Here is a 17,338-nt window from a genome sequence, read left to right as displayed (position 1 = left end):
AAATTGGTCATTATATATATACCAATCATCCAAAAACCACCGAGTAGAAGTAGGTATCCGGGCCGATACTTCATTTTTCGGTTCCATAATCATTAGAGTGGCAACATCTCCAATCATCAGCCGTAATCATTCTGTCTGCAGCAAAATTCGCAGAGTTATTTAATATATTCACAGTTAATATTTCACCCGAGTCCTCTGAAATCAGAAAGACTCCTACAGATAGTTTCTTGAAGGCTGCATCAGCCATAAGCGTAGCAATATCTAATGCTATCATCTGATAACTCCCATCAGTAAGAGTTGCGTTGTTTTCAACAGGGCTACATGGACACCCACTCTAGGACTAAGGACTAATCGGGCTAATCACGGGCTAATCAGACACCCACTTTACCTAGAATATCAATAGCAGTTCCAAAACCAGTACTACTATGGATGTCCTATCGAGCTACATAATTAAGGCTGCTATCGATCCTAACGAGGGTGTCCTATTAGTATTCTGTATTCGGTGCTAAACACAGCCGCTATAACTTTCTCTAGAAATTTCTCGTTGTTTAGTTATAACTCCATTATGATCCACGAAAATCAGATCTTCTCCACTTGTACCACACAAATTATCCCAAGCTACAACAACCATATAGCCGCCCTCTACTTCTTGATAATATCTAGCTTGATAACTTTTCGCCCACAACCAAACATCCAACTCGGCATGCGTATTAATGGTACCAAAAAAATCGAGAAGCTCTTGATCCGAGGCAATGACAACAACCGAGCCACCCTGGACTGATACGCCGTAAATAGGACAGTAATCAGGTAAACACTCAGATGAAAAACCGTACTGGGAGTCAACATCATTTAGGTTCTGCACCTCTTGTTCTGAGAGTGATGCCAATCCTGTTTCGTCGAACTGATATAGCACATCATACTCGTACAAATATCCGATCTCATCTCGCCATTCGCTTTGAGGGAGAGGACCCATTCTTATTTCCCAGTACCTTACTTCATTGTTGAGGTCAAAGTCAGATAATACATAGTTTGATTTACCGCCAAACTCCATGTCAGGCAATGAGCCGTCGGATTTATCTCCACCACAACCCGATACAATCAAACTGAGTAACAACAAAAAAGATAATTTAAATCGCATATACGATTCCTTTCGATTAATTCTCGTCAGAACGAGAGCATGTCCTAATAGTTAACCACGTTTGTTCTGCCAATATACATTTTATCGGATCTTTATGACAGTTCTTAGCGGCTACAGGGCAGGACTACGGGCTACATGGGGCTACATGGGGCTACATGGGGCTACATGGGGCTACATGGAGCTACACGGGCTACATCAGGGCTACATGGACACCCACTTTAGGGAAAACATCCGTAGCAGTTCCAAAACGATATAACTTCAGTTCCAACGTCATAAATTCTACGAACTGAATAGTTCGTCATTGAGAATCAGCGGGATTGATGATAGTTAGGGTACGAAGAAAGCCAGCATCCGCTGGCCTGGTCACAAATGAAAATTATGTAAAGAGTTATCCAAGCAGCCTACGGCAGTCACCTAACCCTGAAGCTCTTTGGTAGTTCATCGCATCGCAGGCACTGCGGAGTCGTTGTTCATTTCCTGCAAACGTCTTAAAGCACTGTTCAAACTCAGATGCCATTGTCAGCCACTGCGAATCATCCACTCCAAGCCTCGTGAGAATATCCTCAGCGTTCTGAGAAATCGCTCCACGCTTGTCGTCTCTGAGAACCCGCCCTGTCCAGTCAACCAACTCCAGATAATCCGTCAGACGCATCTGAATCCCCTTTGGCAAATTCTGGCGCGGATTTCCTACAAAAGGATGCAGTTCCTTCACCTGTTGGTTTGGATGATTTGCCTGCGTCGCTCTCTTAGCCTTTTCTGCCCGTTTCTTGATGGACGTATGCTCCGACTGCTCAGGCGTGTCTGCCATTTGAGCACGCACTGGATTCAGATCAACATAGGCCATGCAAGCCGCCAGAGCGGCATCATCCAACAAAGCTTGAGACTTAAAACGACCTTCCCAGAATCGGCCTGAACACTGGTCTTCCTGATTCGCTTCACGGGCAATCGCTTCGTTCAGAATCCGCATAAACCAGCTGATATCGCATAAGCGTGAGCGCCACTCTTCTATGATCATCTGCAAACGAGCCCGCTGCGCCGAATCGAGAGTATCGCCTCTGAGAAATTTCTGAGAAAAGAGATTCCCCTTGAACAGAGAATGCCAACGCTCAACCACCTCGATATCCGTCCATTCATCAGCCTGCTTTTTGTCGATATACAGAACGACATGGTAGTGGTTACTCATGATCGCATAGGCTGCGATATTGATGGCAAACGTCTGTGGCAGAGCCAGTAGCTTTTCTTCGAGCCAGCCCCGGCGGTGTTCATAGCTCTGCCCTGTCGTTGTATCTGTACCGCACAGGAAGGCCCGCCGAACACAACGGGAAATACAGTGATAGTAAGGGGTAGCGTCCAGGGAGATCTGCTGATTTCTTGGCTTAGGCATGGCGTTGATCCTTCAACGAATGAAACGCCAGCCTAGCATAGGTCAATTTTCGAACAATCAGGCGAAGGTACTAACGTGGGTGTCCTATTAGTATTCTCTTCGAGCCACCCACGGCGGTGTTCATAGCTCTGCCCTGTCGTTGTATCTGTACCGCACAGGAAGGCCCGCCGAACACAACGGGAAATACAGTGATAGTAAGGGGTAGCGTCCAGGGAGATCTGCTGATTTCGAGGCTTAGGCATGGCGTTGATCCTTCAACGAATGAACCGCCAGCCTAGCATAGGTCAATTTTCGAACAATCAGGCGAAGGTACTAACGTGGGTGTCCTATTAGTTTTTGTATTAGTTTTTACGTGGGTGTCCTATTAGTAAAGGTACTAACGTGGGTGTCCTATTAGTACGCTAGGTAATACGCTCTATTCATAGATGGACCGAATAAAGGACCGTTTTCTATATGTACTAACTTACCCAATGTCACTCCTCCACGAAGCAGTAGCGAGTGCTCATCCCATAACTTGATGCTTAACTTTGCTAATAGTTCAAGAATAGTCTGCGATGCAATCACATCATCAGCTTCAGCAGAGAGTACTAGGCTATCTGAAAAATATGAAATAGTGACGGGGTGCATTTTGCTCATATTAAGATTCATTCGGGCCAGTACCATTTGTGCATGTTCCATTCTCTCTTCTGGTATTTTTTCTTCGTGAAGTGAACCGAACATTGTTTGATGGAGAAGCTTGGGATTCATTGAGACTAAAGCATCTTGAATACTTTCTGCTATATCAGGAATGTCAGCACTTTTTTCAACTAATGACCCAAATCCTAGAATGTCGATGAATGCTATAAATTTATTTTTATACATTGCTGAATATTCCTTGTAGCTATAACGCTAAGTTGTGGGGCGCGAAGCGTCCCGCCCCCACAGGGGCAAACACCAACTTCTTGTTACATTTTAAAGTAGGGTTTCAATAGACACACTACTTCGTCTGCTTCGGTCTCACTCAAAAACCTACCAAAACGAAACCTTTGAGATAAGTATTCGAAAGTAATCACGCCATCACCAATTCCCATAACATTGTATAGCCAAGAAGAATTATTTTTGTGACCATCAAAGTATCCAACCGCACGTAGATTAGTGCACTTCTCTATATCATCCCTAAACTTTCTCCCAAAAGAGAACCCAAGAAGAACGTAATCAATAACAAGTCCATGCTTCTTGACTCGAATCCTCTCGTAACCATACATGTGCCAAACTGACAGGAAAACAAATAAGCATCCTGCAAAAAACCACCCCACAGCCCAGACAAGGATTAAAGGTGTCTGAATACCTGCGGTTTGCTCAATCAAGCTACTCAATACAGCAACTAAACCGGCCCACCAACCAGTCAACCAAAAAACGCCAAAAATAACTATTAGTATTCCCGGCTTGGTAGATCCTATCTTTATCGTTATTCCATCCGAATGATTGGATTTGTAAATTCGACTCATTGGACACTCAATAAATGTAACGCCTTGCTCTACGGCGTGGCATATTTGGCGGCCTTTTTGCCTGCGAAGCAGCGCAACAAAGGTTGCCAAATATGCCACGTCCGCAGCAGCAACTTGTTATGTGACTGTCTAACTTCTGAGTTGATAACAAAAAGTCTTTGTAGGTTAGCCATGCTTGATCAGACGTATATCTACTTCACGCTCTACGAACTCCCACTCCGGTGTAGCTCGTAGGCTGACCAACAACTTATTGAACTCATCAGTATGTTCAGGCGCAAATTCAAACCATGTAACAAAATCGAATGGCTCTCCTAAATCTCGGCAATGGTGTAACTGTCTGGCCACTTCAGGAAGATAGGCTAATCCGATTTCTGTATGGTGCGACTGAGCTTCGAATATTTCTCGCCTCTCGTCCTGAGACAAAGCCCACCATGCTGCACTTTTCTTTATCGGAATGAGCGCAGCACATGTTGCTGACGACCGATTTAACCCTTCCTGAATGGCTTTTAATTTTTCAACTTCGTGGCGCTCAGCATACCGTAGATTACTGGTGAAGCCTTGAAGTACCCATACACCACGATCAGTGAGTGATGCAGCAGGTAGGTTTACCATGTCTAGTCTTTTTACTTTTTCTAGTGGATCACCAACAATTGCTTCGCAACTGGTAACTTCCCACAGACCTTCTTCACCGCCAACAAACGAATAATAGTTACCCATACGTTGAAACTCCGCTTGATTCGAATTCGAACACATAACAGTTTATTCGTGAGCGTGCTCATTTGCACACCTGTGTCCCTATTGACGTTCCGAGCATAACTCCCCACCACCACTATGAAAAGTGCCTCAGGCGACGCCTTTTGTCAGTGTAAATACGTGCGTGCTCGTTTGCACCCCGGTGTCGCCTTTACATTTGGCACACTATCACTCCACCCGTGTTTTCAACTATCTGATTTATAAAGGTTATTCTTTATTGATAGATTTCATATTGAGCAGGCTCGTTTTCTTCTGTTCGTTCAAACGCGCACGATTTGCGGCCTGCTGAGAAATATACTGTTTATATACCCAGTTATTTCTCATGTGACATTGAGTATCAAGATCCGGGGGAGTAAAAACAATATCGCGAATAGCCTCCGGCTGATTCGCTCCTACAGATCCCCACCCTCACCCAAATCCCACCCACAAAAAACCGGCCAAGTGGCCGGTTCTTTATGCAACGTCTCGGGTTAGGAGCGCGTCGCGAGCGATGGCTGACCGAGGCAAAGATCTCTGAGCATGCGGAGTGTAGTTGTCCTACATGAGGCAGATTTTTGCTCCTGCAAAATCTCCATTCCTGCCATCCATGGCAGTCACATACTCAGAGCCTTTAACAAAGGTCAGGCGAGCGCAGTAGCGCTCAGTCCATACGCTCCCATACAGTCGCGATACCCTGACCGAGACCAATACACATAGTGCTCACACCGTACTTACCGTTGTTCTGTTCCAGAACGTTGATCAGCGTGGTGGAGATACGTGCACCAGAGCAGCCCAGTGGGTGACCCAGGGCGATTGCGCCGCCGTGGATGTTGATACGCTCTTCAGCGATGTCAGTCAGCTTCAGGTCTTTAACACATGGCAGTGACTGTGCTGCGAACGCTTCGTTCAGTTCCCAGTAGTCAATATCAGTCACGTCCAGACCCGCGCGCTTCAGTGCTTTCTTAGTCGCTGGAACCGGGCCGTAACCCATGATTGCAGCGTCAACACCGGCAACGGCCATGCCCACGATACGTGCGCGTGGCTTGAGGCCCAGTTCCTGAGCTTTTTCGTAGCTCATCAGCAGCATAGCGGCAGCGCCGTCGGTGATCTGTGAGGAAGTACCTGCAGTAACGGTACCGCCTTTAGGATCGAACGCAGGACGCAGCTGGCCGAGGCTTTCTGCAGTGGTTTCAGGACGGATGGTTTCGTCCTGAGTGATCAGAACCTGCTTGCCATCTGCATCGTGGCCGTACATAGGAACGATTTCGTTCTTGAACTTGCCTTCGTCAGTCGCTTTCTGAGCCAGACGGTGTGAACGCGCTGCGAACTCGTCCTGCTGCTGACGGGTAATGCCGTGCATTTTGCCCAGCATTTCTGCAGTCAGGCCCATCATGTTGGATGCTTTTGCAGAGTACTTAGAGGCTTGTGGGTTGTGGTCGAAACCGTGCTGCATGTTCACGTGGCCCATGTGCTCAACACCACCAACAACGAACACGTCGCCGTTGCCAGTCTGGATCGCCTGAGCGGCAGTGTGGATAGCAGACATGGCAGAACCACACAGACGGTTAACAGTCAGTGCGCCTGCTTCTTTTGGCACAACAGTCATCAGACCGATCTGACGAGCAACGTTGAAGCCCTGTTCCAGAGTCTGATTTACACAGCCCCAGATGATGTCTTCTACGAGTGCTGGGTTTACGCCTGGATTACGCTCAAACAGAGCGTTGATCAGGTTTGCAGAGATAGTTTCTGCACGTACGTTGCGGAATGCGCCACCTTTGGAACGAGCCATTGGTGAGCGCACTGCATCTACTACAACTACGTCTTTTGGATTGTAAGACATGGTTTAAATTCTCCTGTGCGCTATTAACCGAAGTAGCTTTCGCCGTTCGCTGCCATTTCACGCATGCGATCGGTTGCTTTGTACAGATTGCCAAGGTGAGCGTACTTGTCGCACAGAGCAACGAAGTCAGCCATACCGATGGAATCCATGTAACGGCACGCACCACCACGGAATGGAGGGAAGCCGATACCGAAGATCAGGCCCATATCTGCTTCAGCAGCAGTGTCTACGATGCCTTCTTCAATACAACGTGCTACTTCGATACACATTGGAATCATGCAGCGTGCGATGATTTCTTCTGCGTCAAAGTCTTTCGCGTCGGCAACAACAGGCTTGATCAGCTCGTAAGTTGTTGGATCAACAACTTTCTTAGGCTTGCCTTTCTTGTCGGTTTCGTATGCGTAGAAACCTTTGCCGTTCTTCTGGCCGTAACGTTCGTTTTCGAACATCACTTCCATGGCTGACTTGAAGTCGCCCTTCATACGGTCAGGGAAGCCTTCAGCCATTACTTCGTTAGCGTGAACGCCGGTGTCGATACCAACAACGTCAAGCAGGTAAGCAGGACCCATTGGGAAGCCGAACTTCTCCATGACTTTGTCGATCTTGGTGAATTCACCACCGTCACGAACCAGGCCAGCGAAACCAGCGAAGTAAGGGAACAGAACACGGTTAACCAGGAAGCCCGGGCAGTCGTTTACAACGATTGGGGTTTTACCCATTTTCTTCGCGTAAGCAACCACGGTAGCAACCGCTTCTTCAGAGGTCTTGGAACCACGGATAACTTCTACCAGAGGCATCATGTGCACTGGGTTGAAGAAGTGCATACCCAGGAAGTTCTCAGGACGCTTCAGGTCTGCTGCCAGCAGGTCGATGCTGATAGTCGAGGTGTTAGAAGTAATGATGGTGTCTTCAGTTACCTGGTCTTCCAGGTCAGCCAGAACCATTTTCTTCACTTTCGGGTTTTCAACAACGGCTTCTACCACAGTGTCTACGTCACCGAAGTCGCCGTAAGACAGAGTAGGACGAATGCGGTTCAGCGCTTCACCCATAGCAGCAGGCTTCATTTTCTTCTTCTCAACGCGCTTGGCCAGCAGCTTGTTGGCTTCGTTCAAGCCCAGCTCGATACCTGCTTCGTTGATGTCTTTCATCATGATTGGGGTGCCTTTCAGTGCAGACTGATAAGCGATACCGCCACCCATGATACCTGCGCCAAGTACCGCAGCCTTGTTAGTAGGCTTGGCTTTCTTGTCGTAGTCTTTTGCTTTCTTCTTCAGCAGCTGGTCGTTCATGAACAGACCGATCAGAGCGTTGCTCTCTGAAGTTTTAGCCAGTTGCGCGAAGCCTTTTGCTTCGGCTTCCAGAGCCTTGTCGCGTGGAGAGTTTGCAGCTTTCTGCATAGTCTTGATTGCAACGATGGGCGCTGGGTAGTGACCTTTGGTCTGGCCCGCAACGAAACCTTTCGCAGTTTCGAATACCATCATGGCTTCCATCGCGTTGAGCTTCAGCTTTGCTTTCTTCTCTTCGCGACGTGCCTGCCAGTTGATCTCGCCAGCGATTGCCGCTTTCAGCATCTCAACGGCCTGCTCCTTCAGCTTGTCAGCTGCAACAACTGCGTCAACCGCACCGTCTTTCAGAGCTTTTTCAGGCTTGTTCTCTGCACCCATGCAGATCCATTCGATTGCGTTGTCTGCGCCAATAACGCGTGGCAGACGAACGGTACCACCGAAGCCAGGCATGAGGCCCAGTTTCACTTCTGGCAGACCGATTTTGGCTTTCTCAGACATTACACGCATGTCAGTCGCCAGACACATTTCGAAACCGCCACCCAGTGCGATGCCGTTGATCGCAGTCAGAGTAGGAACTTCGAGGTCTTCAACCGCGTTGAAGATCTGGTTGGCTTCGAGAGTCCAGCTTGCGATTTCTTCTTCGCTGCCTTTGAACGTCGTGCCGAATTCGGTGATGTCCGCGCCTACGATAAATACGTCTTTGCCTGAAGTAACAAGTACGCCTTTAACATCGCTGTTACCCTGGATCGCTTTTACAGCTGCGTCCAGATCTTCCAGTGTTACACGGTTGAACTTGTTTACTGATTCGCCCTGCAGATCGAATTTCAGTTCGGCGATTCCGCCGTCGATCAGGGTTACCGTGATGGCTTTACCTTCGTAAATCATCAACTGATCTCCACATGGTGGTTTGCTGTTGGCTGCCGTGTCTGTCTTCCGATGGACACTGCCGGTTGGTGAATCAACGCCCGCTGTTTAAAATTCAAACAATTCATACGGGCGTTTGAATCTGAGTGGCACACCTTCCTAGAAAGCGGCCTGAAAGTCAATAGATGGCCTCTTCGCGTCTGACAGACTGGCGACTTCTGTGACGGCCTTAACAGCACTTTGCCGGGCAACAGGAAAAAATTGTTAACCTTTGTAAGCTGCTATGGCGATTAGGCCACCGATCCATACAATCAAACCTGTATTAAGGATGTTAAGTGACTTTCATGAAAACAATAATAAAGCCATTAGCGCACGCGGCCTTAATCCTGGGGAGTCTGTATTCTGCTCTGGTCCAGGCCGCTCCGCCTGCGCCGGAAGATCTGCACACCATCAGGCTGAAAACCACTGATGCTATGACCAGCTTCTATATGTACAACGGGCTGGAAGCGGATATTAAGTACGCGAACCGGATCGATCTCAATCTCGAAAATGTCTATGCGGCTCTGGTGAGGGTACAGAATAGTGCAGAATCGGAAGAAGAACAGGCGCTGGCAACAACCCTGACCGAAGCCTGGAATGAATTTAACCGCCTGATGACCGACAACCGCCGCGATATCGTTTCGCGTGGCTACCCGGATATCCGACTGGTGGATGAGATGGGCGACGCCTGCCTGAAGGTAGACGAAGCTGCCGCTGTGTACCTCAGCAGTCATACAACGCCGTCAGACAAAAAAGAACAGACCGCTCAGCTGATCCGCGATCTGTCGTTCCAGATGGCCAATATCACCGCACAGTACACCGCACGGGGCACAAGCAACCTTGGGCAGGTATTTGTCGGCTACCACAAGAACACACCGAGCGAGATGGCAGATCGTTTTGATACTCTGCTCAGCAACCTGGACAATCAGGTCTCTGAACGCGATCAGCGCACGGTCCGCAACATCCGCAGCAAATGGGGTTTTCTGCGTCGCTCCATCGAAAACTACAACGAGAACTCAGTGCCTTTTCTGGTGCTGAATTACAACGACAGCATTATCTCCAGCCTGACCGGGCTGGGTGAGCACTACGAATAACCTCCTGCCTCAACGCGGCAGGAGGGCTTCCAGAAACCGCTGATAGGATTCAGCGGTCGCGGTTTTTCTTTCGGCCGGAATCATAGTCACACGGTTGCCGAATACTTCGACCAGCAACAGATCATCATTGAGTTCTGCCAGAGCCGCTGTCAGACGCGCAGCGTCGTCAGCGGTGCCCTGATTGTGCCAGGCCAGCCCTTCCGGCAGGCCTTCGGTATCCCAGCCGCCCTGCCCGGCAACACGCCAGCGCAACCCGGAGTCATTCCGCTTAGCGTTGTCCATCAGGGTATAACTGGTGCCGGTAATGTCATCCCGGATACCCGTCTTTGCGCTGTCGGGCTTATAAGTAAACTGCCGCACCTGAAGTTTGCGCTTAATCGCATCCAGACGAAGCTCTGCCAGGCGTTTGTCTCTCGGGCTGGGTTTCAGCCAATACACCGAGCCAAACACCACCAGGCCGACCAGAAGCATCACAGGCCAGATCATTCGGTCATCTCCTCAAGTTCTAACCAGCGCATTTCAAGCTCCTCAAGCGTTTCTTCGACAGCAGCCAGCTCGGCCAGTGTCTTCTGCACCTTATCCTGATCACCTGAGTAAAAATCTCCGGCCTGAGTAATCGCGACCAGGCGATCACGCTCTGCTTCGGCTTTGGCAATCTCATCAGGCAACATGTCTAACTCACGCTGAAGTTTGTACGACAGCTTTTTCTTCTCGACCGGGCGGGCCACTGGCTCAGGCGCGACGGCAGGTTTTTTGTCGGCTTTTACGGGCGCTTTGTTTTCGGACTTAGCGACTGGACGGCTGGCTTTACGGGCCTGCCAGTCGCTGTAGCCGCCGACCTGCTCGTCGATCAGACCTTCACCTTCGAACACCCAGAGCTGGGTAACGACATTATCTATAAACTCCCGGTCGTGACTGACCAGCAGCAAAGTACCGTCATACTCCATCAGCTTTTCTTCAAGCAGTTCCAGCGTTTCGATGTCGAGGTCGTTGGTCGGCTCGTCCATCACCAGCAGGTTGCATGGCTTCAGGAACAGTTTGGCGAGCATAACGCGGTTACGCTCTCCCCCTGACAGCGCTTTCACCGGAGTGCGCGCGCGCACCGCCGGGAACAGGAAGTCTCCCAGATAACCGATGACGTGACGGCTCTGGCCGTTCACGATGACGTGATCTTTGCCATCAGCGACGTTGTCGGCAATGGATTTGTCTTCGTCCAGCACGTTACGCGACTGATCAAAGTAGGCAACTTCGAGCTTAGTACCGGTGCGGATGTTACCTTCCTGCGGCTGCATCTGACCGAGCAGCAGCTTAAGCAGTGTACTTTTACCCACACCGTTCGGACCAACAAGACCAATTTTATCGCCACGCATCACCAGCGACGAAAAGTCTTTCACCTGAGGTGAGTCTTTCCAGGTGTAGCTGACGTTGTTGATCTCAAACACCTGCTTACCCGAGTTTTCGCTGGAGGTCATGGCCAGGTTGGCAGTCCCGGTAAGATCACGCCGGGCGCGATGCTCTTTGCGCATTTCTTTCAGGCGCTCTACCCTACCTTCATTACGGGTACGTCGGGCTTTAATGCCCTGACGAATCCACTTTTCTTCTTCGGCAAGGCGTTTATCGAACAGCGCGTTCTGGGTCGCTTCGTCTTCCAGACGTTTCTCACGGAACTCCAGAAACCCGCGATAGTCGCCCTGCCAGTTATATAAGTGGCCACGGTCCAGATCCACAATCCGGGTTGCCAGCGCCTGCACGAAGGCCCGGTCGTGACTGATAAATACCAGTGCGCCGTTAAACTGTTTCAGCTGTTCTTCCAGCCATTCAATGGTTTCGACGTCCATGTGGTTAGTTGGCTCGTCGAGCACCAGCAGTTCTGGCTCGGTCACCAGTGCCCGGGCCAGCATCACCCGGCGCTGCCAACCACCGGACAGCTCGGCAAAGCTGGTCTCTGCAGGCAGGTTAAGACGCTGGATGATCGCATCAACCTTCTGCTGCCAGCGCCAGCCATCGGACGCCTCAATACGTGTCTGTAGCGTCTCAAGCTTTTTCAGATCAGCGTCAGCACCACGGGCGCTTTCATCGTGGTAGGCGGCGATGACACTTCCCAGATCTCCCAGACCTTCAGCAACAATGTCGTAGACGCGACTGCTGACTGATTTCGGCAACTCCTGCTGTAACGATGACATACGCAACAGGTCGCGGCGTACTACCTGTCCATCGTCGGGCAACACTTCGCCCAGCAGTATCTTCAACAGTGTTGATTTGCCTTCGCCATTACGCCCGACAATACACAGGCGCTCACCGTCCTGAATATCAAGATCCACCTTGTCCAGCAGGACGTGGTCACCAAAAGCCAGCTCCACCTGCTGTAAACGTAAAATTGCCATGTTTCGGTACCCTCATAATTGCGGCGCATAGTATCAGGGCGCGCAGATAAAGTCCGGATGTCGCATACAGATGCCGGCAGTCAGGCTATGATTGTTCTGACTCTGCAACAATCTGTAACTAAACTCTGCCGTACAGGCCATTGTTTTAGTCAGTAGAGTAAGTTACAACCCGGAACTTTGCGCTCAAGTACAGGATAACAATGACAATGACACGCTCCCTGAACCGCTCGCACATGTTAGCGATCGTTATCGCACTTCTGATCGTTCTCTGGGTACTCTCCGGTGGTGCACCTGATGCTGACAGCACTGAACGCTCACTAACCCCGGAAAGCACGGCTTTCAATGTGGGTTATAAGACGCTGCAGCCCGAATCCAAAGCACATTCCGTCAGAATTTCTGCGCATGTTGCTGCGAACCGTACCGTCGATGTCGTGGCAGAAGTGAGTGGTAAAGTCACTGAAATCCGCAAATCCCGTGGCAGCCAGGTCAATAAAGGTGACCTGATTCTGAAAATTGATCAGCGTGATCTGCCCGAGCGCCTGAAGCAGGCACAGGCACAACTGAAACGCCGCCAGCTGGAAACCGAAAGCACCCGAAACCTGTTCAAACGCGATCTGACTAACCAGTCAGCCGTCGTGCTTGCGGAATCTGAACTGGCAGAAGCCGAAGCCGCCCTCACGGCTATCCGTCTTGATCTTGAGGCAACAGAAATCCGCGCGCCATTTGACGGCATTTATGACCAGCGCTACGTCGAAGCTGGCGAATACGTGTCTCCGGGCAAGTCTCTTATCCGCGTGATTGATAACCGCACTATGCTGGTGAAAGGAGCGGTGTCTGAAAATATTATCCGCTCAGTGGAAGCCGGCACGCCGGCATATGCCCTGCTGACCGATGGCACCCGCATTGATGGCACTCTGACATTTGTCGCCAGCTCGGCATCTCCGGACACCCGTACTTACCCGGTTGAGATGAAAGTAGCCCAGCCGGATTCACGCCTGTTCGACGGCCAGACTGCCACGCTTTACATCCCTCAGGGGACTCACGATGCCTATGAAATCTCCCCGGCCCTGCTGATCGTTAATGACCAGGGCGGACTGGGACTTAAAGTGCTGGACGACGAAGATCGCGTACAGGTGGTGGACGTTTCAATTCTGGAGGCTGGCACCACAGGAATCTGGATTATCGGACCGCATGGCGAGCTGCGCCTGATCACCAGCGGCCAGGGCTTTGTGCCTGATGGCACCCAGGTGAATGCTGTCGACACTGGTAAATCGCAAAAAGATGTACCCGCTGACACCAGCACAGCAGAAAATAGCTCCGAAGAAACCAGTTCTGAAAAAAATAATACTGATAAAAAGGCCGCTGACCAATGAGAGCCATGATTGAAGCGGCGATTAACCGTCACCGCACGGTGATCATGCTGTTTACACTGCTGTTGATCACTGGGTCGGTCACCCTGATGACCATTCCGAAAGAAAGCTCACCGGACGTCACCATCCCCAACGTCTATGTGTCTGTCACCCACGATGGTATTTCACCAGAAGATGCCGACAGCCTTCTTTACGAGCCTCTGGAAACCCAGCTGCAGGGTCTTGAAGGCCTGAAAGAGATGATTTCGACAGCGACCTTTGGTCACCTGTCGATTCAGCTGGAGTTCTACAGCAACGTTGATATTGACGACGCCCTCGACGATGTTCGCAACAAAGTAAATGACGCCGTGGGTGAATTACCGGTCGACAGTAAAGAGCCGGTCGTACGTGAAATTAACGTTGCCCTTTTTCCGGTGATGGTGGTCACCCTTGCCGGTGATGTGAATGAAAATGTTCTGTATTTCGCTGCCGATGAACTGAAAAAGCGTATTGAGTCACTCCCGGGTGTTCTTGAAGTCAATATTCAGGGCAAACGCGAACAGGTGGCTGAATTAATTATTGATCCAGCCAAGATGGATAACTATGGCCTGTCGTTGACTGAAGTCGGAAACCTGCTGAGAAACAACAGTCTGCTCGTCGCCACCGAAGACCTGAATAATGAAGAAGGCCGTTTCTCGGTCAAAATTCCCGGCCGTATCGAAGATATCGAGGGCTTATTACGCCTGCCGGTAAAAAGCGTTGGCGACGAAGTTGTGTTATTTCAGGATGTGGCCGTCGGTCGCCTTGCTTTCAAAGATCCCAGCACGGGTGCCCGCGTTAATGGCGAACGCGCCGTCGCTCTGGAAATCAAAAAGCGCATTGGCGCAAATATTATTGAAACACTCGATGAAGTGCGGGCAATCACCAAAGCCGCGGAAGCCATGCTGCCGCAGGGCGTAAAAATCGGCGTAATTCAGGATGAATCTAAGCAGATCCGCACCATGCTTAACGACCTGTTTAACAGCGTGCTAGTCGCAACTCTGCTGGTATTTATAATTATTCTCGGCAGTCTCGGCGTACGTAGTTCGTTATTAGTGGGGCTGGCAATTCCTGGCGCTTTCCTGATGGGAATTATGGCCATCAATGGCATGGGCGACACCCTGAACATGGTTGTTCTGTTTGCTCTGATTCTCTCTGTCGGTATGTTGGTCGACAGCGCTATTGTCGTTGTGGAATACGCCGACCGCAGACTGGCAGAAGGAGCCTGCCCACGCGATGCGTATAAGGAAGGGGCAAGCCGTATGGCCTGGCCAATAATTGCATCGACGGCGACCACACTGGCTGTTTTCCTCCCCCTTCTGTTCTGGCCAGGTGTGATGGGCGGGTTTATGAAATATCTGCCGCTGACGCTGCTGTTTACGCTTTCTGGCTCTTTAATCATGGCGTTGATTGTTATACCGGCGGTGGGCAAAGTGGTTGGCCGACCTGGCCATCACGATCAGGAAGCTCTGGATAAAATTCTGGCCGCAGAAAAAGGAGAGTTCGAAAAACTCTCTGGTTTTTCTGCTTCATACGTCAGGGTACTGCGCACTGCCCTGAAAAATCCGGGTAAAACCTGTGCCGCGGTACTGTTGTTCGTTTTGATGTCTTTTGGGGTTTATTGGGTGGCCGGACACGGCACCGAATTTTTCCCGGATGTGGACGTCGACGTCGCAATGGTGGATGTTCGTGCCCGAGGCAACCTGTCATTTGCCGAACGCGAAGAGATCGTTCGCGAAGTGGAATACCAATTGTTCGACATCGCCGAAATCGATGCCATTTATACCTCCGTGTTTGTGCGTCCACCTCAGGGCGGCATGGAATCTTCCCCACCTGATCTGGTTGGACGTATTCAGCTGGAACTCATCGACTGGTCATCACGCCGTACCGCCGATGAAATTCTGCGTGAAATTGAACAACGCACAGCGCACTTACCCGGTATTATTATCGAAACCCGTAAGAAAGAAGGCGGGCCAGCAGGCGGACCTCCGATCCAGTTGCAACTGAGTGGACGATCCGAAGCCGAACTGAACCCTGTCGTCGATGAAATGCTGGCCTTGCTGAAAGCCGACAACGAACTCAAAGATGTGCGTGATGACCGACCTTTAGATGGTGTTGAGTGGCGTCTTGATATCGACCGGGAAGAAGCCGTGCGTTATGGCGCCAGCGTTGCTGAAATCGGCTCACTGGTCCGTATGATTACGGGTGGTCAGATCATCACGCAATTCCAACCGGATTATTCTGACGAAGAGCTGGATATACTGCTGCGCTACCCTGCCAGCAAGCGCACCATTGATCTGTTTACCGATGTAAATATTAAAACGGCGAAGGGACTGATCCCTCTGAGCCAGTTTGTTACCCGTACCGCGATACCAAAAACCGGAGATATCGTCCGCGTAGATGGTAAGCGGCGCTATCTGATCACCGCCAACGTGAACGAAGGAGTAAACTCCAACGAGAAAATCGCGCAATTGGGTGAGCAACTGAAAGACATCGACTGGCAGGAAAAGAATGTAATGCCGAAATTCCGTGGTGATTTCGAGCAGCAGATGGAAACCGGTATTTTCCTGATGTCAGCTTTCTCTATCGCCATTTTTATGATGGTCACCCTGCTGGTGACTCAGTTTAACAGCTTCTACCAGGCCGGCCTGATCATGAGTGCGATTGTGCTCTCAGTTGCTGGCGTACTCATGGGGCTGCTGATCCGTGGCGAACCTTTCGGCATCGTCATGAGTGGTGTCGGGGTGATTTCACTGGCGGGCATTGTGGTGAATAACAACATTGTACTGATCGATACCTATAACAGTATGCGCAGCAGTGGCCTGAACGCCTTTGACGCGGCATTACGCACAGGAGCGATACGTCTGCGACCGGTTCTCCTTACCGCGGTGACCACCGTCGTTGGCCTGATTCCTATGGTTATGCAGTGGAACATCGACCTGCTGCATCGCGAGTTCAGTATGGGGGCTCCGTCATCGCAATGGTGGACGCAACTGTCGACCGCAATTGCCGGTGGCCTGACCTTCGCAACCGTCCTGACACTGATTCTGACGCCGTCGCTTCTGGTGTGGCGGGACAAACGCAAAGACTGAGCGCAAGTTACTGAAAAAAGTACAAAAATATTTAATAAGTGTTTGACATACGAGGTCACACGAGTAGAATGCGACCTCGCTTCAGGACATGGGTGATTAGCTCAGCTGGGAGAGCATCTGCCTTACAAGCAGAGGGTCGGCGGTTCGATCCCGTCATCACCCACCAAATCCTGATGCAAGAGTCTGAAAAGACTCAGTTTTTGAAAGTGGACTGGTAGTTCAGTTGGTTAGAATACCGGCCTGTCACGCCGGGGGTCGCGGGTTCGAGTCCCGTCCAGTCCGCCAACTTTCAATATGTTGAGTACTTAACCTCAACAACGCTTTCGAAGTGCGATAAATTTTTTCGTAATGCAAGGCGTACCGCAGTGAGCACCCTGAGACATACCACCTGGTAGGCGAAGGGGCGAACGAGGAACAACGCAGCAGTACGGAAAAAGATAAGCACCTCAAATGTGGGTGATTAGCTCAGCTGGGAGAGCATCTGCCTTACAAGCAGAGGGTCGGCGGTTCGATCCCGTCATCACCCACCAAATGTGGACTGGTAGTTCAGTTGGTTAGAATACCGGCCTGTCACGCCGGGGGTCGCGGGTTCGAGTCCCGTCCAGTCCGC

Annotated in this window: 13 protein-coding genes and 4 tRNA genes; 7 read left to right on the top strand and 10 right to left on the bottom strand. The window is 50.5% G+C overall.

The genetic code is table 11. From position 1 onward, the window contains the following. Positions 1–70 precede the first annotated feature (70 nt). The 8 genes from Q1L85_RS13020 to fadB form a co-directional block, all read right to left on the bottom strand. Positions 71–274, bottom strand: coding sequence for a hypothetical protein (locus Q1L85_RS13020; RefSeq protein ID WP_300426629.1), 204 nt, complete (start codon positions 272–274; stop codon positions 71–73). A 231-nt stretch (positions 275–505) separates the two neighbouring features. Further along, positions 506–1,138 carry a hypothetical protein gene (locus Q1L85_RS13015; RefSeq protein ID WP_300426627.1) on the bottom strand — a complete coding sequence of 211 codons (633 nt, stop codon included), beginning with the start codon at positions 1,136–1,138 and terminating at the stop codon, positions 506–508. Between the two features lie 388 nt (positions 1,139–1,526). Continuing rightward, the gene (locus Q1L85_RS13010) at positions 1,527–2,522 is read right to left on the bottom strand and encodes a transposase (protein WP_300433367.1); all 996 of its coding nucleotides are present in this window, start codon (positions 2,520–2,522) and stop codon (positions 1,527–1,529) included. 393 nt (positions 2,523–2,915) lie between these two features. Further along, positions 2,916–3,383 carry a hypothetical protein gene (locus Q1L85_RS13005; protein ID WP_300433366.1) on the bottom strand — a complete coding sequence of 156 codons (468 nt, stop codon included), beginning with the start codon at positions 3,381–3,383 and terminating at the stop codon, positions 2,916–2,918. Between the two features lie 83 nt (positions 3,384–3,466). After that, entirely contained in the window at positions 3,467–4,099 is a 633-nt protein-coding gene (locus Q1L85_RS13000; RefSeq protein WP_300433365.1) for a hypothetical protein, read from the bottom strand. A gap of 75 nt (positions 4,100–4,174) precedes the next feature. Beyond that, entirely contained in the window at positions 4,175–4,726 is a 552-nt protein-coding gene (locus Q1L85_RS12995) for a chlorite dismutase family protein (protein WP_300433363.1), read from the bottom strand. Positions 4,727–5,402: 676 nt separating this feature from the next. Beyond that, the gene (fadA, locus tag Q1L85_RS12990) at positions 5,403–6,581 is read right to left on the bottom strand and encodes an acetyl-CoA C-acyltransferase FadA (protein ID WP_300427703.1); all 1,179 of its coding nucleotides are present in this window, start codon (positions 6,579–6,581) and stop codon (positions 5,403–5,405) included. Positions 6,582–6,604: 23 nt separating this feature from the next. After that, the gene (fadB, locus tag Q1L85_RS12985; RefSeq protein WP_300433360.1) at positions 6,605–8,752 is read right to left on the bottom strand and encodes a fatty acid oxidation complex subunit alpha FadB; all 2,148 of its coding nucleotides are present in this window, start codon (positions 8,750–8,752) and stop codon (positions 6,605–6,607) included. A gap of 323 nt (positions 8,753–9,075) precedes the next feature. Between fadB and Q1L85_RS12980 the strand changes: the two genes are divergently transcribed. Beyond that, positions 9,076–9,864, top strand: a complete 789-nt coding sequence (locus Q1L85_RS12980) for a hypothetical protein (RefSeq protein WP_300427700.1) — start codon at positions 9,076–9,078, stop codon at positions 9,862–9,864. Positions 9,865–9,873: 9 nt separating this feature from the next. On the opposite strand, the gene Q1L85_RS12975 is transcribed toward Q1L85_RS12980, so the two are convergent. Both Q1L85_RS12975 and Q1L85_RS12970 read right to left on the bottom strand, forming a co-directional pair. Next, a complete protein-coding gene (locus Q1L85_RS12975) occupies positions 9,874–10,350 on the bottom strand; it encodes a hypothetical protein (protein WP_300427699.1) in 477 nt (158 codons plus the stop codon). After that, on the bottom strand, positions 10,347–12,248 hold the full coding sequence (locus Q1L85_RS12970) for an ATP-binding cassette domain-containing protein (RefSeq protein ID WP_300427698.1): 1,902 nt from the start codon (positions 12,246–12,248) through the stop codon (positions 10,347–10,349). Before Q1L85_RS12970 ends, Q1L85_RS12975 begins: the two co-directional genes overlap by 4 nt. A gap of 206 nt (positions 12,249–12,454) precedes the next feature. Between Q1L85_RS12970 and Q1L85_RS12965 the strand changes: the two genes are divergently transcribed. The 6 genes from Q1L85_RS12965 (at position 12,455) to Q1L85_RS12940 (ending at position 17,337) form a co-directional block, all read left to right on the top strand. Then, complete coding sequence (locus tag Q1L85_RS12965) at positions 12,455–13,621, top strand: efflux RND transporter periplasmic adaptor subunit (protein ID WP_300427697.1); 1,167 nt, start codon at positions 12,455–12,457, stop codon at positions 13,619–13,621. After that, positions 13,618–16,728, top strand: coding sequence for an efflux RND transporter permease subunit (locus Q1L85_RS12960; protein WP_300427696.1), 3,111 nt, complete (start codon positions 13,618–13,620; stop codon positions 16,726–16,728). The genes Q1L85_RS12965 and Q1L85_RS12960 overlap by 4 nt, the downstream gene beginning before the upstream one ends. Positions 16,729–16,818: 90 nt before the next feature. Further along, positions 16,819–16,894 (top strand) — tRNA-Val (locus Q1L85_RS12955). Between the two features lie 42 nt (positions 16,895–16,936). Beyond that, positions 16,937–17,013: transfer RNA gene (locus tag Q1L85_RS12950), tRNA-Asp, on the top strand. 169 nt (positions 17,014–17,182) lie between these two features. Continuing rightward, a tRNA-Val gene (locus Q1L85_RS12945) sits at positions 17,183–17,258 on the top strand. A gap of 5 nt (positions 17,259–17,263) precedes the next feature. Beyond that, positions 17,264–17,337 (top strand) — tRNA-Asp (locus Q1L85_RS12940). Position 17,338 lies beyond the last annotated feature (1 nt).

The sequence above is a fragment of the uncultured Thalassolituus sp. genome, assembly GCF_950066645.1.
In the GTDB taxonomy this organism is placed as follows: Bacteria; Pseudomonadota; Gammaproteobacteria; order Pseudomonadales; family Oceanobacteraceae; genus Thalassolituus.
The sequence above is the reverse complement of the archived record's forward strand: the minus strand, read 5'-3'. Positions and strand labels throughout refer to the sequence as shown.